Raw genomic sequence first — 20,011 nt, 5'->3', positions numbered from 1 at the left:
ATAAATGCAATAGTGAAAAGTTTTTATTTCCTCTCCTCTATTAAATAGAACGTAATAAATGAAAATAAGTTTCACTTTTATATTATTCTTCTACCAACCATTAGATTTAACCCAGTTGACTAATGTATTTGATATGATTCTCGCACTGACATAAGGGGGTAATAGATTAGTCATTGCTTCAAAAGGAGCTCCAAGCCATAAAATATCATCATCAATCAAAATAAAAGCAAAGCACGGATGACCTTTCATATGATTAGCCGAAGGAAGCTCAGATAAATGAGACTCACTACAAATCGTAAGTAAATTCCTTTTCATAAGTGATTGAAATACCTCTATATAAGGGGACCCCACACTAAATATTTTCGGCAATCCAACGATTACTTGCTTCTTAGCATGATGTAGATCATATAGGAGGCGTTCACGCTTTTTAGCATAATGCCAAGACAATTTCGGATGAGAATGATTCATCCATTGCCCTATTTCAGCGGGGCCAATCACATGTCCTTCGCTCGTTTGATGTTGCCATAATTTTTTCCATATTTTCTTACTTGATACATGCTGCCTTATAAACGTACCATTTGCTATATGGATAAACTTTCCTTTTGTACGTGTGAGAGCAACATTCAATAATCGTTCACTATTTTGACCGGTTAATAACATACCTGGTCTTGTTTCTGGATCCCCATCGACTGTATCGAATATCATCATATCCTGCTCACTCCCTTGAAAGCGATGGACAGTCGCTGACACAATTTGCGCAGCCATTTTCTCTTTCTCATAGACTTCATCTAAGAACTGTGTCATTAATATTGCTTGTGCCCTATAAGGGGTGACATAGCCTATTGAGCGATTACCCGCCTTATAAGCTTCATGAATGAGTTGAAAAGAGAGCAATAATTGCCAGAGATTCACGCGTGAATGCGTTGATTTTTCCTTTATACAATAGGCACCTGTACTTGATGTATCTAACAATATAGAAGCACGTTGAGGAAATGGATGACTTTCTACAATGTTCTCTCTCGTTTGATAGACAGATGGATGATCGATAACGAGGGATTGATAAATATATTCATTCGTGAATTTCGATATATCTGGGTGCATTCTTCTTTGTTCATTTAATAAGAACAACTGCGGATGAAGTTTCCCTTTCTTCTCTTGACTTACGACACCGGCATGATGGAAAATATCTTCTTGCAACCATTTTTTTACTAAAGGATGCTTTGCTGAAGCTATTGGCGGTAGCTGTTTAAAATCTCCACAAATAATTGTCCGTTTTCCTAGAGAAGTCGCCAGGGCAATTTGAGGGATATATGCCATACTTGCTTCATCTAAAATGATATAGTCGAATTCATCTTCATAGATTAGGGTATCAGTAGCCATTTTCGCCAAAGTTGTGCCAATGATTCTTGATTGCTTTACTAGCGTATTTTCTTTTTTCTTTAGTTTTTCCTGTAATGTATGAAGCTTTTTTTCTATTTCAACTAATTGCCTACTATCACGTTGGCTAAATGAAGAGGATAGATCTAATTTTAATCCTGCTCTTTCCTCCATTAATTGATTTTTCTCTTCTATTAAATCACCATCGCTCATGTTCAATAAGCCAGTCGCTGTAATTGAAGCAAACTGCTTCATGAATTCATCTGACTGTCTGCCATACCTTAATAGATCACCAAGATTATATTTATCCTTTTTCAAAAGAAACTGATACACTTCTGCCATAAGTACATCCACTGCTTGATTACTATGTGCGACAATTAATATCCGCTTCTTTTTTAAATATTGATTTGCAGCTACTCTTGCTAACGTATAGGTTTTACCGGTTCCAGGAGGTCCCCAAATATAAGTCATTGGATTATACTTCGATCGTAGGACTAACTCATGTAATGATGATTTAATTTTATCTTGCGGATGTTTTACCTCAGTTGAGGGATTCATTAGATGCTTTATTCTTACTCTTTTTTCCTTTTGATCCTTTATTTCCGCTAGCCTCTGATAGAGTTGATCTAATAACTCCCACGGGTCATGATGCAAATGGGCTTCATGAATCTCTTCACCGTAATAATCTTCTATCGTTACAATAATATTTTTTCCTTCTACAGAGACCATACGGCCCTTTGACCTTCTTTCTCCCCAAAGAACGGTAATGGTTGAACCAATTGGAATTGATAAAGGAAAATGGACTTCAAAGTAATAGCTATAGCCCTCTTTTGCATCTAATTTTCTTCCAGCAAAAATATGAAAACTCTTACTACCATATTGTTTTAAATGACTGATTTCTGCTGCAATCGCTTTTTGCCACTCTTTTATATAAACTTTTGTTGATACCATTTGCTCATACTTCCTTTGTTTTCATCATAAATATTTACTATACCATATTTACAAACAAGTAGACTCTGCTTGAAATAAAAAAGGTAATTAGCCTTCAGCACCATCCTCAGTACAAAATGATCTAATCTCGCTACATCCCTTTGGTAAATCACCTTTTAGTAACCACGTTTCAACGATATAAGTAAATAAGTCAGGTTTTTCCATAGGAAATCCATGGCATGTAAAAATACAATTAAAGAAGCACCCTTATCACCGTATTCTGTATACTTCAAAGCCACTAATTTCACCTATCTTCCTTTAAAATAAGACTGATTCATGTATACTTTTCTGATCGGCTTTCAATATTAGTTTTTCATATATAGTTACTTATTTTAGAACGTCCTTGTCGTAAAGAATGACTCTCTCCAATCATGAATGAACCAGAGATAAATGAAAGAGGCTCAATCATTTTTAAAATGATTGAGCCTCTCTTCCTTATACTTCTAAGCCATAGTTTTTACATAATGCTGCTAGTCCACCTGAGAAGCCACTACCAATGGCATTGAATTTCCATTCGTTATTGTGGCGATAAAGCTCACATACAACAACAGCTGTTTCAATGGAAAAATCTTCTCCTAAATCATAACGTAGAAGTTCTTCATTTGTTTCTTCATTTACTAAACGGACAAACGCATTGGAAACTTGTCCGAAATTTTGCTTTCTTAACTCTGCATCATGAATGGTAACAGCAATTCCGATACGATCAACAGTTGAAGGGATTTTTGAAAATTCGACAATTAATTGTTCATCATCTCCATCTCCTTCACCAGTACGATTGTCTCCTGTATGAATGACCGAACCTGATGGATGTTCCAACTGATTGTAGAAAATAAAATCTTGATCTTGCTGGCAACGGTTTTGATGATCTGCTAAAAATGCAGAAGCATCTAGGTCAAAGGATTCCCCGCCATTATACTTATTTGTATCCCAACCGAGACCGATCACTGCCCTCGTTAACCCCGGGTTTGTTTTCGTTAAATCGATTCTTTGTCCTTTTGATAATTGAATAGCCAAAGAGACTCCCCCTTTTATCGCGTTAAGATTATCCTACTTGTAAGCCGTAATCAGTTGCAATTCTTGCCAAACCACCTTGATAGCCTGAACCAATTGCAGAGAATTTCCATTCGCCATTATGACGGTATAATTCCCCAACAATTACAGCTGTTTCAATAGAGAAGTCTTCTCCCAAATCATAACGAATCAATTCTTCATTGTTTTCTTCATTTAAGATACGAACATAAGAATTAGATACTTGTCCGAAATTTTGCCCTCTTCCCTCTGCATCATGAATCGTAATTACAAACGAGATTTTTGCAATAGAAGCAGGTACATTGGATAAGTCAACTTTTACACTTTCGTCATCGCCATCACCCACACCCGTGCGATTATCTCCTGCATGTACAACTGACCCATTTCCACCTTCTAATTGATTGTAGAAAATAAAGTCTTTATCCGAAGAACATTTTCCAGATTCATCTAATAAAAACACACTAGTATCTAAGTCAAAATCTTGGCCACCATCATACTTATTTGTATCCCAACCAAGACCGATAACGACTTTAGATAGCCCTGGATTTGTTTTGGTTAAATCAATTTTTTGTCCTTTTGATAATGAAATTGCCACTTTTCATCTCTCCCTTTTCATTGAAAATTGTAAATATGTATACATTTAGTTTAAACGTTTATTAGAAAAACGTAAACTGATATACCCTCGCTTTTATACTTAAAAAAGCAAGTGAAAAAAACCTATTCAATTAGCATGGTTTCATATGCTTATGGAAAATGGAGTTCTTTCATTTCTGACTCTCATTTTCTTTTGCATCCTGTCTATAGTACATACGTAAACGCCTGATAAATAGTTTCAAAAATTTTTCGTTTAATAGGTGAGTGCCTATTATTGCCACAGTTTAACAACGACACTCATATGCTATAAAAACAGATCTGAAGGGAGGTTTATATTCTGTCTAAACAAGAGCAGGTAACACCATCATTGTTTCTTAAAGAAAAAATCACTAGTAACCAAGATGTTTTTAGAAAAAATTATCTATCTGACCTTTTAGAAGAACAATCACAGCTTAATCATAAAGTATCAAAACAGCATCGCGATTTACAACATCAGTTAGAGGAGACGTATGAAGATTTAATGAGCTATGCTAAAGATGAGAGTATACGCCACGAAAAAAATATGCAGCAATACAATGAGGACTGGACTGCACTTCAATCAGCCTACCAAGCTCAAGAGCAAAATCAACTCGAAATGAATAGTTATCTTCAACAAATTGAAAATAAAAACGAAGAATTACTAATTCAACTAAGAACTAGTCAGTCTTCATATGAAACTCTATTAGCACAATCATCTATTCAGGAAACAGCTATCTTAGAACTTTCACGAAAATTAGATAACCTTGAGAAGCCGACTGAAAAAATCCTAGAGGAATTAACAGTCATTACCGATGATCAAGCTGCTATTAAAGACAAAATGGAAACACAAGATATCTATCATCAATCTGTTATGGAAAAACTCGAATCTCAAGATGCACTTAATGAGAAATTATCAAGACAAATCGATCATTTAAAATCGATTATTTTTGAAAGAACAGCTTACCTTACAGAAAACTTTAAGTCACTCATTTCTCCAGTAAAAAGTTTTTTTGTTCATCATGAGGAGAAAAACAAAAATAAATAAGTCAGGTTTTATATTTTTTCTTGCGCGGTTTTGGTTTATTTTAATTGCCTGGTCGCGCATTTATTTGCCCGTTGCACTCATCCGTATTTTTCAGAAATTACATAATATAGATTTCTTCGTTTTATTAGTTATTTAACGAATCTATTGAAATGAGTGTTGTTTTTTCCTCCACTGATATGTTAAATCACTATAATGATCATCACCTTTCTTTTTCTCATTTTTCCTTTTTAATAATGACAAGTGCTTTCAACTCGCATATTGTTATGTTGGACCTTAAGGCAGGTTTGGCACAGTCCAATAAGCAGAACCTGAGTCTATAATAATTTTTTAGTAGAGAATAAGGAGATATACTCCTAAAATCATAGCAAAAAATAACAAGGCAAAATAAGTTTAGTTCGTACATTGCCCAAGATGGTTGAGTAAAAAGGGGTTGTGCAACGTTCAAAGAAAAAAATATAATGAAACTTGAATACGAAATAGCAGTGATCACAATTCTTTCTTTCAGTCTAAGAAAGACCCATAGAGCAAAAAAATCCGAACACATAAACCTTTATAGGTTTAAAATGTGTTCGGACTTGTCAGCTAACTATCATACTAGTTTAACCATTTTCTATTTAACAATTAATCTAAGATTGTCACTTTTACTGATTGTCTACCATAATTAATGGCATCCTCTTTATTTGGAATAAAGATATCAATTTTATTTCCTTTAATTGCACCGCCAGTATCTCCTGCGATTGCTTCACCATAACCTTCTACATATACTTTTGTGCCAAGTGGAATAACATTTGGATCAACTGAAATGACCTTCGCATCTGGATTCTCTTTTAAGTTAATACCAGTTGCAGTTACACCAGAACAACCCTCACAAGATGCTGTATATGCAGTTGCTTCCATTGTAATTTCTTTTGTTCCTTCTTCTGAAGGGGTGTTGTTTGTATTTTTTTCTTCCTTAGGTGCATCTACAGCCTCTGCAGGTTCTTCTTTTGCCTGTTCTTTGTTCGTCTCTTGATTCACCGCTGGTTTTTCTTCTTTAGTTGGTGTAGATTCGGTATTTTCTACCGGAGTATGTACCGGGCTTTCTTTTACGATACTACTCGGTGCACCGGGATATACAACAAGCTCTTGGTCAGGGTGTATCACTTCTGAACTTAAATTGTTCCAGTTTTTTAATGAATCAACCTTCACATCAAGTTCTTTTGCAATGCCCCAAAGCGTGTCGCCTTTATTTACTTTATATTTTTCTTCCTCATATACGTTTAACACATCTTCAATATAAATTGTATTTGAAGATAAGTTATTCCACTCTTTAACCTGTTCAACTGTCGTATTATATTTTTGTGAGATGCTCCATATTGTATCTCCTTTTTTGACAGTTACTTCCTCGGCTTGCACGCTTGCTGCAGCTCCTCCTGCAATAGTTGCTACAGCTAAAAATGATAATACTGATTTTTTCATTTCGCATAACCTCCTGTATAGCTTGTATTAGCTAACGGTGATAATCATAACAAAAGTTCGTTACAGGAAAAGAACAGGACAATAATAATCTAATGACTTATATAACAGAAGTTTAACAAAATGAGGGTTGTTGCTTAATAAATGTATTAATAGTAATTCTTCTTCCTTAAAATGAAAATTTTTCTTCCTTTTTATTAAAAAATTCAAAAAATAGGTACACATTTTTATTTTAATCGTGTATACTGTATCATAACAGAAGGAATAATAAAATAATTGTTATATAAAAGGAGATGGAAGAAAATGATGAGTCCAGTAGAATTTTTTCAAACTTTACCTAAGAAGGTATGCCCAGAATGCGGTCAAATAATGGAAGAACAAGCGGAATCCTACTTAATGGAATGTGATCGTTGTCTTTCAAAAAAAGGTGAATAGAACGACAAAAACCGTGCAGTCGATGTAGACTACACGGTTTTTTGTATCCATCTTGCTAAAAATAAAGCGATTAACACAAAGAACTATGCTAATTGCTTTATCTTTAACTGGCGACAAGTTACATTAAGATTTCTGGGAGATCCCTTACTTCTAAAGTTGTGTCACTACCACATAAAGGGCATTTCAAATCTACAGATACAAAATCTTTTCTCATCCAGCCATTACATGTATTATCTAGACAAGCATATACATCCGTACTTAAAATCACTACTTCAGGTTTTTCATCTTGTGCTTTTTTATTAAAAAACATCGTAATCCCCCTCTAAATTTTATCTTCTACTATTAGTATGGACAACTTAGCTTAGATTAATGAATTTAATTCTGTGTATTTTTTCGTAAGTAACGTAAACTATAGAAAGAGGTGAACATAATGTCATCAAAAGAAAAACGATTTACAGTAGCAGGAACTGATATTAATGAAGTGAAACGACTAAATCAACAGTCTGGTTTATCTTATAATGAAGTAAAAGCATTATTAGCTGCAAAATATTTAAATTCAAAAAATGAGCGTAACTAAAGAAGCTGCCAGTAAGCAGCTTCTTTAATTTAATTCTGTGATTTTTTTCTTGGAATCGCGATGTCAATACCTTCAATAGCATCCCAATTTTCATCAGAATTTTCTAAATCACCATTTAGCAAGGATAGATTCTCATAAAGATTTTTGGATTCACTTAAAGGCATATCCTCATACTCTTTCAAATCTGTTATCCTCCCTTCATGTAATACTATTGTGTTCAAATTTCACTTTTTCATACAGTTCTCAAGCATTTATGTACTATTGCCAATATGATTACATAGAGAGAATTCTTCACAATTCGAATCAATGATCATCGATTTAACAAGCAGTAGAATAACTGTTCACATGATTAATATCATGACTGGTTGATGAATATTACCATGAACACAAGTAGGTTGAAGGATGGAAGAAATAAAGAGATAAACTCGGAGGGAAATTCCAAAAATATAATATAGAAGATTATTCTTAAGTGAATACTTTTTTAGCAAGTTGAAAGTAAATGGTTCCCAAACTGAAGTAGCGAAACTTTCACAATGTAGCATAACAACATTCAAAAAATTAAAAACAGAAGTATTTAAAAATAATAAAGCAGCCATTAAGGCTGCTTCAGACCGTAGACAAACCCCACCTTTGCATTATAGTGAAGGTGGGGTTTTCTGTTATTTTAAAAGATTTTTCTTCTTTTTCAGCTTGGACATGGTCCTCGCCATGTCCAGTTTGCCAATTTTTTTAGATTCATGGCAGCGAACGTAAGCATCGCCTGCATTGAAACTTTTTTAAGACCTCTTAAGGTCGTCCAACGCATGCCATGCTTTTCTTTTGCGTCCGCAAAAACTCGTTCGATTGTTTCTTTGCGTTTCGCATATAGAGTTTTATTAAGTTCGGTATGTCTCAAATGATCTACTTCATCTATGTAATCCTGCCATACATGTCTATGAATCATTTTGGTGTGATTCTTACTTTGCGTACAACGGTCTAACAGAGGACAGTCTTTACATTCCAAAGGATTTGAAGCGTATTGCTTGTACCCGTCTCTTGTCGTCGTACGGTAAGGTAGAATTTGTCCTTCGGGACATAGATAGCAGTCAAAATGTTCATCGTAAACGTATTCGTATTTTCTAAGATATCCGTCTTTCGTTCTCGGACGTGTATAAGGCATAACAGGCCTGATGTCTTGGTCCATTAAGAATTTAGCGATGTGTGGTGTTTTATATCCCGCATCAACAGCGATAGAACTGGGCTTACCGACTTTATCTGTGACTTGAGTGACGAGCTTGTCCAACATCCGACTATCGTGAACATTCCCTCCTGTGACGTGTGAACCTAAGATAAACCCCCGGGAGTCACTTGCCGTATGAAAAGAATACGCAAATAGCTTTTCGCGTTCATCTTTTACGTAATAACCACTTTCAGGATCTGTCGTGCTGACTTTTATTTCTTTTGACTCTTCTTTATTCTGTGGGGGGAAGGGCTTTTTTTCGTGTTTCTCACGGTCGATATTGATCTCTTCATCTAACTGATCCTGATACGTTCTGGTTTCGACTCGGGCTATTTTCTTTTCAAATTTCTTCTTATTAGCATTCGCTTTAACATGAGTAGAATCAATAAACGCAACGGATGGATCCACCAATCCCTTGGTCATCGCTTCTTTCAAAATGCGGTAGAAAATTTGTTCAAATAGATCTGTATCGTGGAAGCGTCGAGCGTAGTTTTTACCGAAGGTTGAAAAATGAGGAATCTTCTCGGTGAACCCATAACCAATAAACCATCGATAAGCCACGTTGGTTTCGATTTCCTTTATAGTTTGACGCATTGAGCGTATGCCGAAAAGGTATTGTATGAAGACCATTTTAATAAGAACGACGGGATCAATACTCGGACGACCATTGTCTAAGGAATACTTATCTTTCACCAGGTCATAAATAAATTCAAAGTCAATCGCTTGTTCAACCTTCCTAACCAGATGATCCTCTGGAACAAGTTGATCCAACGCTACCATTTCAATTTGATTTCTTCCATCCTCAACGTGTTTTGATAACATTTTATATCCCCTACATAAAATTGATTCCATTCAATTATACAAAAAAACTTGTAGACGTGGTCTAATTCTTAGACTTTGTCTACAAGCTGAAGCAGCCATTAAGGCTGCTTCTCAAGATGTTCTAACGTCAATATAACAAACATCTACTATCTTATATTTATCTTTAATTCCCATGTTGACATCCTCATTTGAAGGGTAGCTTTTATTTTTATTGATTTACTTTCGTTACGGAAAACGTATTGCGTTAATGTCGATATTTAAAGCACTTGAAGAGGTTACATTTGTTGCTACTGTATAAGCTATTCTAATATCATATGTTGCAGTTCCAGTGGTAGTAGCAGTATTTACATTGGTTGATGCAACAGGAAATCTTGATGTACCTGCCGAACTTACACTTCTTTGAGCGGAACGCGTATCAAGTAAAGTCCCATTAAGATATAGCCTTATTTGGAAGGTGAAATTAGAATTGGCTGTTGTAATTACATCAACTGATACCGCATAGTCAATTTTAATGTTTTGAGCAACAGTAGTTGGCACATTTAATGTAGCCACTGTCGTTTCAGTTCCAGTAGTTATTAGCGCAATTGGCCCAGCCACTTGTGTAAAAAATAATTGAGATCCAGCTCCTGTGGCTCCCGTTACTCCAGTCGCTCCTGTGATTCCTGTGGCTCCTGTGATTCCGGTATCTCCGGTTATTCCCGTCGTTCCAGTTGCTCCTGTTGGACCGGTTACTCCGGTTGCTCCCGTTACTCCGGTCGATCCTGTGGCTCCTGTTATTCCAGTCGATCCTGTGATTCCGGTTGCTCCTGCGATTCCTGTTACTCCCGTAGCGCCGGTTACTCCAGTTGCTCCTGTGATTCCTGTTGCACCGGTTACTCCCGTCGTCCCTGTGGCTCCTGTTATTCCTGTAATTCCGGTTGCTCCTGTTATTCCTGTTGTTCCTGTGATTCCTGTTGTTCCTGTGATTCCTGTTGTTCCTGTGATTCCGGTCGATCCTGTGATTCCGGTCGATCCTGTGATTCCAATGGCTCCCGTTACTCCAGTGGCTCCTGTTGGACCGGTTACTCCCGTCGTCCCTGTTGCTCCTGTGATTCCTGTTGCTCCTGTAATTCCGGTTACTCCTGTTATTCCTGTTGCTCCTGTGATTCCGGTCGATCCTGTGATTCCAATGGCTCCCGTTACTCCAGTGGCTCCTGTTGGACCGGTTACTCCTGTGGTACCTGTTGATCCGATCGATCCTGTGATTCCGGTCGATCCTGTTATTCCTGTTGCTCCCGTAGCGCCGGTTACTCCTGTTATTCCGGTCGATCCTGTGATTCCTGTGGCTCCTGTAATTCCTGTTGCTCCTGTGATTCCTGTTGCTCCTGTTATTCCTGTGGCTCCTGTGATTCCGGTTACTCCTGTGATTCCTGTTGCTCCTGTGATTCCGGTTGCTCCTGTTATTCCGGTTGCTCCTGTTGTTCCTGTTATTCCGGTTGCTCCCGTTACTCCGGTTGCTCCTGTTATTCCGGTCGATCCTGTAATTCCGGTTGCTCCTGTTATTCCGGTTGCTCCTGTTATTCCTGTTGCTCCAGTGATTCCTGTGATTCCGGTGGCTCCCGTTACACCAGTGGCTCCTGTTGGACCGGTTACTCCTGTGGTACCTGTTGATCCGGTCGATCCTGTGATTCCGGTTGCTCCTGTTATTCCTGTTGCTCCTGTTATTCCGGTCGATCCTGTGATTCCTGTTGATCCTGTGATTCCTGTTGATCCTGTGATTCCTGTTGCTCCTGTGACACCTGTGATTCCTGTTATTCCGGTGGCTCCCGTTACTCCAGTCGCTCCTGTGATTCCTGTTGTTCCTGTAATTCCGGTGGCTCCTGTAATTCCTGTTGCTCCTGTGATTCCGGTTACTCCTGTGATTCCTGTTGCTCCTGTAATTCCTGTTGCTCCTGTTACTCCGATTGCTCCTGTTACTCCGGTTGCTCCAGTTATTCCTGTTATTCCGGTGGCTCCCGTTACTCCTGTCGCTCCTGTGATTCCTGTGGCTCCTGTGATTCCGGTATCTCCGGTTATTCCCGTCGTTCCAGTTGCTCCTGTTGGACCGGTTACTCCGGTCGTCCCGGTAGCTCCTGTGACTCCGGTTAATCCAATCGTTCCAGTAGCTCCGGTCACCCCTGTTACTCCGGTTGCCCCTGTATTACCTGCAACTCCTGTAGATCCCGTAGCACCGGTTACTCCGGTCGCCCCGGTGGCTCCTGTAACTCCACTCATACCTGTAATTCCACTAGCTGTCGCATTAAAACTCTCTGGGCCAACACGCGTTACATCTGAATCAACTGCACCAGTAATATTACGAACAAAGGCAGTATATATTAAAAACCCAGAACCTTTGGGGACATTGTAATCTGAAGCGGAAAATGCGTACTCTTGAGGACCATCCTCGGAGCCATTAAGAACAATAGTCTTGATACCTGTAAAAATAGTATTAGCATTAGGATTAGTCCCTCGAACAATTTTTATTTCTACAAAATTTGTATAAGTACTGGCTGTTGGACTTAATTTTAAAGTAATAATACCGTCAAATTGAACACGAATGTTTGAAGTGGGGATAGCTTCACTAACATTAAGGCCAACTTGTCCCCAAATTTGGTAAGCAGACGAAGTTGGTATGTTTATAGAATTGGCATAGGAAGCATTTTGAGATATTATTCCATCAAAGAATTCTGGCATAGGTTGTCACCTTCCTTTTTATAGAGAATACAAGTGAATTTAATTTAAATTAACTTTCTAATTAATTTATGAAATTTGGAACAAAAGTGGAACGGCACATTTATTGATCTTTGAAAAAACTGAGATTAAATAAAATGATAAAATTTTGTCGCATTTTAATAAAAAGTACAAGTAATAAATAAAAAAATTCGACATAAATCTAAAAATAGAATATAAGACCTTTTCCTATATACTCATGAGTATATAGGAAAAGGCATTTCTTGTTGGAATACAAGTGTATTTTCACACGGCTCCAGGATGAATATAATACCTGTTAATCCGCGCATACATATAGATATCAATTCCGATGTTTAACCTTGCATTAGTGCTGTCCGATAAATAGCTTCTTTCTTATATTCATTAAATGTCCATGTCGAATATAGACGGAAAATTATAAATCTTCTTAGTTGATTTATAATTTTAAAAAATGGTACTATATTCATGTAAACGGTTTCTATGCTTAACAATTCCAGCCATGAGAGTACATAGACACTATTTTTAAGGAGGAATTCGATGAGTCAGTTAACTGTAAGTGTGAAAGAAAAGGTGGAGAAATTTTTAAGTGGGAAGAAAAAGCTGTATATTAATGGGGAGTTTGTCGAAAGCAAATCAGGTAAAACATTCGAATCTTATAACCCAGCGACAGGTGAAGTACTCGCCCATGTATATGAAGCTGACAAGGAAGACATTGATTTAGCGGTCAAAGCAGCTCGCGAGGCATTTGATAATGGTAAATGGTCAAAGATCTCTGCTGCACAACGCAGTCGACTTCTCTATAAACTTGCCGACTTAATGGAAGAGAATAGTGAAGAATTAGCACAATTAGAAACCTTAGATAACGGAAAACCTATTAGAGAAACAACAAATGCAGATATCCCACTAGCTGTTGAGCATATGCGTTATTATGCTGGCTGGTCAACAAAAATCGTAGGACAGACGATACCGGTAAGCGGTCCATTCTTTAACTATACAAGACATGAACCTGTGGGAGTAGTAGGACAAATCATCCCATGGAACTTCCCATTGTTAATGGCTATGTGGAAAATCGGTGCAGCACTAGCTAGCGGTTGTACGGTTGTATTAAAGCCAGCTGAGCAAACTCCTCTATCTGCTCTCTATTTAGCAGAACTAGTCGAGGAAGCTGGATTCCCTAGAGGTGTCATTAATATTGTTCCTGGATTTGGTGAAACGGCAGGTAGTCCACTAGTGGATCATCCATTGGTCGACAAAATTGCTTTTACTGGCTCTACTGAAGTCGGTAAATCGATTATGTCCAGTGCTTCTAAAACATTAAAAAGAGTAACGCTGGAGCTTGGCGGTAAATCACCTAATATTATCTTACCTGATGCTGACCTTTCAAAAGCGATTCCAGGGGCCCTAAATGGTGTCATGTTTAACCAAGGTCAAGTGTGCTGTGCCGGTTCTCGTGTGTTTATTCAGAAGAAACAATTTGATAATGTAGTGGCTGATATGGCAAGCCATGCTAAAAATATCAAACAAGGAGCAGGTATACATGCTGACACAGAAATTGGACCACTGGTGTCAACTGAACAACAAAAACGAGTCCTTGGTTATATTGAAAAAGGTGTAAGTGAAGGTGCAGAACTGATAGTAGGAGGAACGAAACCACAGGATGATGGCTATTTTGTTTCACCAACAATCTTTGCTAATGTGCAAGATGACATGACGATTGCTAAGGAAGAGATATTCGGTCCAGTTATTTCCGCAATGCCATATGAAGATTTGGATGAACTTATTGATCGGGCTAATCGCTCAGAATATGGTTTGGCTGCGGGAGTATGGACACGTGATGTAGCAAATGCTCATTATATTGCAAATAAACTTCGAGCAGGTACCGTTTGGGTTAACTGTTATAATGCTTTTGATGCAGCTTCACCATTTGGTGGCTATAAACAGTCTGGTATCGGTCGTGAAATGGGATCCTATGCTCTTGATAATTATACTGAAGTGAAAAGTGTCTGGATTTCAATGAAATAATATAGAATAAAAAAAGAGTAGCCAAAAAATGGCTACTCTTTTTTTACGCATATGCTAAAATACTGTCTCTTAAGAGTTGAGCAGCCCCCACACCTGCTTTCTCATCGTAATACTGTGTAAATCTCTCATCAGCGATATACATGTCTGCTAAACCTTTATGTGCCTCAGAAGAATAAGTTGACCATGTATATTGTAACCATTTTTTGTGTAACATCACGATTTGCTTCGCATCTTCTTTTTGTTGATTTTTTTGTTGATTGAATTGTTTAAGTCTTTCAATCAGTTGCCCCTCTACCTCTTGCATTTCTTTATACTTTTCCTCAGACATTCCCAGCCATGATTTATTTGCTTCATCCACTGTTTCTTCACCATATTTTTGACGAATCTCTTCTCCAAAACTGTTTTCGTTTTCTTCTAATCTTTTCTTTTTGAATGCGGCAAATTTTTCTTCATTACTCATTTCTTTCTCTCCTTTATGATAAGCAATCGTCTGTTCCACTGCTCTAATGAGGCTGTCTATATGATTCCTCTTTTCAATTAACGCCTCATAATGTGAATGTAATACACTTTGTATCGATTGACTTTCAGACGATAGTATTTGTTGTATGTCAGACAATTTAAAGTTTAATTCCCGATAAAATAAGATTTGTTGTAATCGATCGACTTCTCTTGTTGAATAGTAGCGATAACCCGCTTCATTGACTGTTGCAGGCTCAAGTAAATGAATTTCATCATAATATCTTAGAGTACGTGTACTTACACCTGACATTTCTGCCATTTGTTTAATTGAATAGAGCATCAATTCACCTCCTAATCACTACAATAAAGGTTTACGTTGCGTAAAGGTCAAGCGTAAATGAAAAAAATTTTTCAATACCACTTTTAATGCAGGATACAAAGCAACAATATTTTTATATGCTTTTTTGACCCTTTAAACGACAGTCATCAGATGTTCAACCCCAAATGGCGAGTAACATCCTCCTCCACTAGCGGAAGTTCTCTAGAAAAATTCACAATAAATCTTAAATATCTTAAGTAAGTGCTTTTAAGAATCCTTTTATATGTACTTAAATCTTTTTATGGGAAAAGGAAATTGATGATGCCTGTCAGGTAATATCCCAAAAGTCTAACTAGTTGGGTTTTATGAACAGTTCGGTCTTTTAGTAAAAGTATTGTTAATTTAGCGTATAATTTCTTCCATGACGCGTTTTGGTAGTTCAATCATCCTTTAATATAAGCCTAATTTACTTAGCTTAAAACCCAATTGTATCATTACACCATGTTCTGTTTAAAAAAGAAGATATAGAACTTGAAAATAACCGAAGATAAACTAAAGGGGCTGGGTTATAACTCAATGAACTACCTTAAAACGAACAATAACAAATGATGCCCTTTGAACATGAACATCATTTGTAAAAAAAAGTCCATTTCATTGCACTATAGACACTCCTTTCTGACAAAAAATCCGAATGATTAGATGATAAATACGCCTAATCACTCGGATCAATCCTTAGCTAGAATACTTATGTCCCAACCTCTTCAGTTATTTCGTCCTTCTTTCGATCAAATTTACGCCAACGCCCATACAAATCACTCCAATTAATAACATGAGAACTAATGGCATTGTAATCTCAAGCCATCCGGCATCAAAGATGGCTATATCCATTAGGGCTTCAATCGCATGAACGAGTGGAAATAAATCGGCAACGAACGAGAGGACAGGATGACTAATCAGTCCAGGTGGCATGTAAACACCACTGATGACCGGCACAATTGGCATAACGGACGGGAAAATCATATTAAACTGTTCCGGTGTTTTTATAAATCCTGTAAATAACATGGCTAAACTCACCATACTGAGTGTAAAGACAGCAGCGACAGTAAGTATCATGCCAAAGTTATGTCCTAGATCATAGTCCATCACATAATTAAAAATCGCTAATACAATTACAATTTGCATAAACCCAATCATAAAACTGTAAAACAGATGGCCGGCATACATCCCCGTTTTGCTGACAGGAGAGAGAATCATTCGATCCCATACACCACTCACTTTATCGGAAGTTACTGCATTCACTTTAAATCCAATTGTAAACATGGCTAGAAACAGGGTGAAACCAAACAGTAATTGGAGCTGCATATTATATTCAGGCACTTCTCCACCCTCAATGGATTCCGTTTGCATTTGGAATGGAGCCTCTTCCAAATAACCATTCACTTTCTCTCGTGTGGTGTCAACATTCCCTGTTCCAGATGCGGCTTGGAGCTGCGCCTCTTTCGTAAATACAGAATGAACATAGTCTTCCACTAATTGGACCGCCTGAGTATTGGAAGCTGCAATAATCTGATAATCACTTTCTGATAGCCGAATCGCTGCCTCACTTTTTCCATCTTCCACATCTGTCTGCGCCTCTAATTCATCAGTAATCACAAAATCATAATCCTGATTTGCATTCAACAGAGGCTCCCATTTTTCTTCCACTTCTCTACTATTAGGCTCACTGCTAAAAATCGGAACGGTTGTTTCTGTTTGTTCATGCAAATCCGTGAAAATAAACGTAAAAAGTATGCTTCCTATGGTCAATAGAATGACTAACCATGGACTTCTTATGTCCTTCTTGAGTTGTGCTTTCATCACTGGAAACATTACGACCTCCCCCTTTCAGGAAACAGGAGTATTCCGAGAGCAAAAAATCCACAGAAAAAAACAAATTGCTTCACCAATGGTACGGCAAAAGAAATCGCATTTCCATTTTGCAGAAATTCCGTAAATAAATCTATCGCTACCCCAGTCGGTGTCCATTGACTCAATTCCTGTACCCAATTCGGGAATTGTTCCAACGAGAAAAAATTTCCGCCTAATGCAGCCAACACCATAACGACCATTGTAAACAGTCCATTCGCTGTATTTATATTACTCATCCTTAACGTCAACGAAGTGAAAATCGCAGATAACCCAGCAATAGTTAATGAGAAAAACGTAACAATAACAATGATGCCTAGCCAAAATTCCGATAATTTTTCGGGGAAGATTCCCAACATCAGATCAGTTGCAATAAACACAAGCATTAACTGAATCCAAGCCAGAAAGAAAGTAGAAATTACCTTTCCCATTAAATACAAAAATGGACTGCTGTTCGTTAATAAAATTCGATTGAAAACACGTTCTCTTTTTTCCGTTGCCGTCTTTACTGCAACTGTTGCAGCAATAAATAGCGCAAAGAGTGAGCTCATCGCAATCGTATAATATTGGGCAAGTTCTATTTCAACAATGTTTTCGCTGATTACGTCTCTTCCTCCTTGCGGTAATACTAGTTCTGTTCCTTCATCTTCTGTCACCGCATCAAGTGCCAATTGAAAATTGAGCGTCTCGATATAATGATCGATTACACTAGCTAAGATATCCGTTTCAAATGAATGCTCTGCTATTTGAAAACGAATAGCTGTATCTGCAGGTTGCCCTAGCATTACCTGACTTAACATATCATGCGTAAATCCTGCTGGAATTTTAATAATGGCTTCTAATTCGCCGTTTTCGACCTGTTTTTTCGCTTCCTCTTCACTCATCTCTATGGTATGAACCCAGGAACTTAATTCAGGATCTTCAAAAAACGATACCATTACCCCACTTGGTGACAATGTTTTAGCCTGGTCCATCATTGCATTTATTTCCATTTCTGCCAAGTTCATTTCCAGTAACGTTTCTTCAAATTGTTTAAATGCGGCAGCTTCATCATCTTCCAGAACCAAACCAGCCCTTACATCCAATTCATCGGTATCATCTATCGATATTCCGGAGAAGGCAACATTCAGAACAATCAAGATCAATATTGGCGCTAATATAGAAATCAAGACTTCTTTACGATCCCGCCAAAAAACCAATAAATCTTTTTTTAAAAATGAAATCATTTGGCTCCCCTTCCTCCTCTTAATCTCTTAATGTCCGACCGGTAATATGCAGGAAAACATCCTCAAGACTTGGCTTTTCCATTTGAAAATTCGTTAAATGAATGGCTTCACTTTCAACCGCGTGTACTAAATCACTTAAGATACTACTTCCTTTTTTGGAGATAATCCGTAAACTTTTATCTGTTACATCAACACGACCTATGTTGTTAATAGCTTTCACTTTCTCGACTACCCTCTCACTCGTCTCGCTCAAAGTTACTTGAATCATATCCTCACTGGACAAAATGCTTAATAACTCTTCTTTACTTCCTGCAGCCACCACTTTCCCATGATCCATAATGTAGACACGTTTGCATAATTGCTCGACTTCTTCCATATAGTGACTCGTATAAAGCACTGTCGTTCCATATTCCTCATTTAGTTTACGCACCGTTTCAAGAATATGGTTTCTTGATTGTGGATCAATCCCTACAGTAGGTTCATCTAGAATAAGAACTTTTGGTTGATGCAACAAAGCAGCTGCAATATTAACCCGTCTTTTCATCCCGCCGGAGAATGTTTTTACCAGCTCTTTTTGACGTTTTTTCAATCCGACCATCTCAAGAACTTCCTGGATACGTTGCTCTAAGATATTCTTTTTGACGTGATAAATTTCACCAAAGAACTTTAGATTTTCATAAGCAGTAAGTTCTTCATATAAGGCGATCTCTTGTGGAACAACACCAAGGATTCTCCTGATTTTTCCTGGATTTTTAATGGTACTTTTGCCATTTAGTTTCACATCACCGGAAGTCGGCTTGAGTAAAGTAGAAATCATGGAAATCGTTGTAGACTTGCCAGCTCCATTCGGTCCAAGCAAACCAATGGATTCTCCTTCATCTATATAAAGATCAATTTCATCCACAGCTTTTTTTCCTTTAAATATTTTGCTTAATTTTACTGTTTCAATCATATCCACACACCCCTGTATAAGTTGGTAGCACAGAAAAACTTGACGTAACGCTCGTTTTTCTAATACTTATATCCTCTCCTGACATTGTCAATATACATAAAAAAAAACAGTGTCACCACTGCCTTCAGTCATTTTCATCATCATTGGTCATGACTTTAGTCATTTTCATTTTTCGCCTAGTTATTTGCTGCTTCTCTTCAGTTAATCAGACAAGATTATGGCGGATTGCGTAAATAGCCAGTTGTGTCCGGTCTCTTAAATTTAATTTATGTAAAATCTGACTCGTATTATTTTTCACCGTTCCGACAGATAAACCTAATCGCTCTGCAATTTCATGATTGTTAAGCCCTTCACCGATACAAGTTAATAGTGCACGTTCACGCGGATTCAGCGATGGATCTGGATTTTTTTCTTCCTGGCGATGGAGAAGAAGCGGCATCACTTTGGCTGCAACTTGATCTTCCACACTCAGTCCACCTTTTAGCGCACTACGGATAGAGCGAATGAGAGAATCGGTATCTGCATTTTTTAATAGATAACCGCTTACGCCTATTTTTAATGCTTCCATCACATACTCGTTATTATCAAACGTTGTTAACATTAAAATTTATGATGGTTTCCAACGGGATTGTATAATTTTAGCAGCTTCGATTCCGTCCATAACAGGCATGCGAATGTCTAAAATAACTACGTCAAATACATGCTTTTCACAAAGGTCGATTGCTTCCTTACCATTGCTTGCTTCTCCGACAACCTTCATTTCCTCATCTGTTTCAATCATCATCTTTAGCCCTTGCCGCACCATCACCTGATCTTCAGCCAATAGAATCCGTATCAACA

At 37.5% G+C, this 20,011-nt stretch carries 16 protein-coding genes and 1 pseudogene; 4 read left to right on the top strand and 13 right to left on the bottom strand.

The features are described from left to right. Nucleotides 1–90 precede the first annotated feature (90 nt). The 3 genes from MKX29_RS20265 to MKX29_RS20255 all read right to left on the bottom strand — a co-directional run bounded on the left by MKX29_RS20265 (nucleotide 91) and on the right by MKX29_RS20255 (nucleotide 3,991). The gene (locus tag MKX29_RS20265) at nucleotides 91–2,328 is read right to left on the bottom strand and encodes an AAA domain-containing protein (RefSeq protein WP_341107347.1); all 2,238 of its coding nucleotides are present in this window, start codon (nucleotides 2,326–2,328) and stop codon (nucleotides 91–93) included. 474 nt (nucleotides 2,329–2,802) lie between these two features. Further along, nucleotides 2,803–3,381, bottom strand: a complete 579-nt coding sequence (locus MKX29_RS20260) for a TerD family protein (protein WP_224936576.1) — start codon at nucleotides 3,379–3,381, stop codon at nucleotides 2,803–2,805. 28 nt (nucleotides 3,382–3,409) lie between these two features. Next, nucleotides 3,410–3,991 (bottom strand): TerD family protein, encoded by a 582-nt coding sequence (locus MKX29_RS20255; protein ID WP_341107345.1) that lies wholly within the window; start codon nucleotides 3,989–3,991, stop codon nucleotides 3,410–3,412. Nucleotides 3,992–4,357: 366 nt separating this feature from the next. Here MKX29_RS20255 and MKX29_RS20250 point away from each other — a divergent pair, with 366 nt between their 5' ends. Then, nucleotides 4,358–5,053, top strand: coding sequence for a hypothetical protein (locus MKX29_RS20250; RefSeq protein WP_341107343.1), 696 nt, complete (start codon nucleotides 4,358–4,360; stop codon nucleotides 5,051–5,053). A gap of 621 nt (nucleotides 5,054–5,674) precedes the next feature. Here MKX29_RS20250 and MKX29_RS20245 read toward each other — a convergent pair. Beyond that, on the bottom strand, nucleotides 5,675–6,511 hold the full coding sequence (locus tag MKX29_RS20245) for a LysM peptidoglycan-binding and 3D domain-containing protein (RefSeq protein WP_341107341.1): 837 nt from the start codon (nucleotides 6,509–6,511) through the stop codon (nucleotides 5,675–5,677). 300 nt (nucleotides 6,512–6,811) lie between these two features. On the opposite strand from MKX29_RS20245, the gene yhfH reads away from it, so the two are divergent. Further along, nucleotides 6,812–6,943: a protein YhfH gene (gene yhfH, locus MKX29_RS20240; protein ID WP_224936580.1), complete on the top strand. Its 132-nt coding sequence runs from the start codon at nucleotides 6,812–6,814 to the stop codon at nucleotides 6,941–6,943. A gap of 118 nt (nucleotides 6,944–7,061) precedes the next feature. Here yhfH and MKX29_RS20235 read toward each other — a convergent pair whose 3' ends face one another. After that, entirely contained in the window at nucleotides 7,062–7,253 is a 192-nt protein-coding gene (locus tag MKX29_RS20235; protein ID WP_224936581.1) for a cold-inducible protein YdjO-related protein, read from the bottom strand. A gap of 120 nt (nucleotides 7,254–7,373) precedes the next feature. Here MKX29_RS20235 and MKX29_RS20230 point away from each other — a divergent pair, with 120 nt between their 5' ends. Beyond that, entirely contained in the window at nucleotides 7,374–7,520 is a 147-nt protein-coding gene (locus MKX29_RS20230; RefSeq protein ID WP_224936582.1) for a hypothetical protein, read from the top strand. A gap of 29 nt (nucleotides 7,521–7,549) precedes the next feature. Here MKX29_RS20230 and MKX29_RS20225 read toward each other — a convergent pair whose 3' ends face one another. From MKX29_RS20225 to MKX29_RS20215, 3 genes are all read right to left on the bottom strand, one after another. Next, entirely contained in the window at nucleotides 7,550–7,702 is a 153-nt protein-coding gene (locus MKX29_RS20225; protein ID WP_251161676.1) for a hypothetical protein, read from the bottom strand. 503 nt (nucleotides 7,703–8,205) lie between these two features. Next, on the bottom strand, nucleotides 8,206–9,561 hold the full coding sequence (locus tag MKX29_RS20220) for an IS1182 family transposase (protein WP_251161429.1): 1,356 nt from the start codon (nucleotides 9,559–9,561) through the stop codon (nucleotides 8,206–8,208). 225 nt (nucleotides 9,562–9,786) lie between these two features. Next, nucleotides 9,787–12,273, bottom strand: a complete 2,487-nt coding sequence (locus tag MKX29_RS20215) for a beta strand repeat-containing protein (protein WP_341107337.1) — start codon at nucleotides 12,271–12,273, stop codon at nucleotides 9,787–9,789. Between the two features lie 552 nt (nucleotides 12,274–12,825). Between MKX29_RS20215 and MKX29_RS20210 the strand changes: the two genes are divergently transcribed. Then, the gene (locus MKX29_RS20210) at nucleotides 12,826–14,310 is read left to right on the top strand and encodes an aldehyde dehydrogenase family protein (RefSeq protein WP_341107335.1); all 1,485 of its coding nucleotides are present in this window, start codon (nucleotides 12,826–12,828) and stop codon (nucleotides 14,308–14,310) included. A gap of 43 nt (nucleotides 14,311–14,353) precedes the next feature. Here MKX29_RS20210 and MKX29_RS20205 read toward each other — a convergent pair whose 3' ends face one another. The 5 genes and pseudogenes from MKX29_RS20205 to MKX29_RS20185 all read right to left on the bottom strand — a co-directional run bounded on the left by MKX29_RS20205 (nucleotide 14,354) and on the right by MKX29_RS20185 (nucleotide 20,009). Further along, a complete protein-coding gene (locus MKX29_RS20205; protein WP_251161678.1) occupies nucleotides 14,354–15,109 on the bottom strand; it encodes a MerR family transcriptional regulator in 756 nt (251 codons plus the stop codon). Between the two features lie 744 nt (nucleotides 15,110–15,853). Then, nucleotides 15,854–16,957, bottom strand: coding sequence for an ABC transporter permease (locus tag MKX29_RS20200; protein WP_341107331.1), 1,104 nt, complete (start codon nucleotides 16,955–16,957; stop codon nucleotides 15,854–15,856). Further along, nucleotides 16,957–18,219: an ABC transporter permease gene (locus MKX29_RS20195; protein WP_341107329.1), complete on the bottom strand. Its 1,263-nt coding sequence runs from the start codon at nucleotides 18,217–18,219 to the stop codon at nucleotides 16,957–16,959. Before MKX29_RS20195 ends, MKX29_RS20200 begins: the two co-directional genes overlap by 1 nt. Nucleotides 18,220–18,238: 19 nt before the next feature. Continuing rightward, the gene (locus MKX29_RS20190) at nucleotides 18,239–19,171 is read right to left on the bottom strand and encodes an ABC transporter ATP-binding protein (protein WP_341107326.1); all 933 of its coding nucleotides are present in this window, start codon (nucleotides 19,169–19,171) and stop codon (nucleotides 18,239–18,241) included. A 205-nt stretch (nucleotides 19,172–19,376) separates the two neighbouring features. Beyond that, nucleotides 19,377–20,009: pseudogene (locus MKX29_RS20185) on the bottom strand (response regulator transcription factor). Nucleotides 20,010–20,011: the final 2 nt, after the last annotated feature.

Origin of the sequence: Cytobacillus sp. FSL R7-0696, from assembly GCF_038006865.1 — a bacterium.
Taxonomy (GTDB): domain Bacteria; phylum Bacillota; class Bacilli; order Bacillales; family Cytobacillaceae; genus Cytobacillus; species Cytobacillus kochii.
This window is presented reverse-complemented; position numbering and strand designations above follow the sequence as displayed.

Bases quoted from the DNA above. Each gene is read 5' to 3' on its own strand.
- MKX29_RS20265 (WP_341107347.1), bottom strand. From the start codon at position 2,328: ATGGTATCAACAAAAGTTTATATAAAAGAGTGGCAAAAAGCGATTGCA.
- MKX29_RS20245 (WP_341107341.1), bottom strand. From the start codon at position 6,511: ATGAAAAAATCAGTATTATCATTTTTAGCTGTAGCAACTATTGCAGGA.
- yhfH (WP_224936580.1), top strand. From the start codon at position 6,812: ATGATGAGTCCAGTAGAATTTTTTCAAACTTTACCTAAGAAGGTATGC.
- MKX29_RS20235 (WP_224936581.1), bottom strand. From the start codon at position 7,253: ATGTTTTTTAATAAAAAAGCACAAGATGAAAAACCTGAAGTAGTGATT.
- MKX29_RS20230 (WP_224936582.1), top strand. From the start codon at position 7,374: ATGTCATCAAAAGAAAAACGATTTACAGTAGCAGGAACTGATATTAAT.
- MKX29_RS20220 (WP_251161429.1), bottom strand. From the start codon at position 9,561: ATGTTATCAAAACACGTTGAGGATGGAAGAAATCAAATTGAAATGGTA.
- MKX29_RS20215 (WP_341107337.1), bottom strand. From the start codon at position 12,273: ATGCCAGAATTCTTTGATGGAATAATATCTCAAAATGCTTCCTATGCC.
- MKX29_RS20210 (WP_341107335.1), top strand. From the start codon at position 12,826: ATGAGTCAGTTAACTGTAAGTGTGAAAGAAAAGGTGGAGAAATTTTTA.
- MKX29_RS20205 (WP_251161678.1), bottom strand. From the start codon at position 15,109: ATGCTCTATTCAATTAAACAAATGGCAGAAATGTCAGGTGTAAGTACA.
- MKX29_RS20200 (WP_341107331.1), bottom strand. From the start codon at position 16,957: ATGTTTCCAGTGATGAAAGCACAACTCAAGAAGGACATAAGAAGTCCA.
- MKX29_RS20195 (WP_341107329.1), bottom strand. From the start codon at position 18,219: ATGATTTCATTTTTAAAAAAAGATTTATTGGTTTTTTGGCGGGATCGT.
- MKX29_RS20190 (WP_341107326.1), bottom strand. From the start codon at position 19,171: ATGATTGAAACAGTAAAATTAAGCAAAATATTTAAAGGAAAAAAAGCT.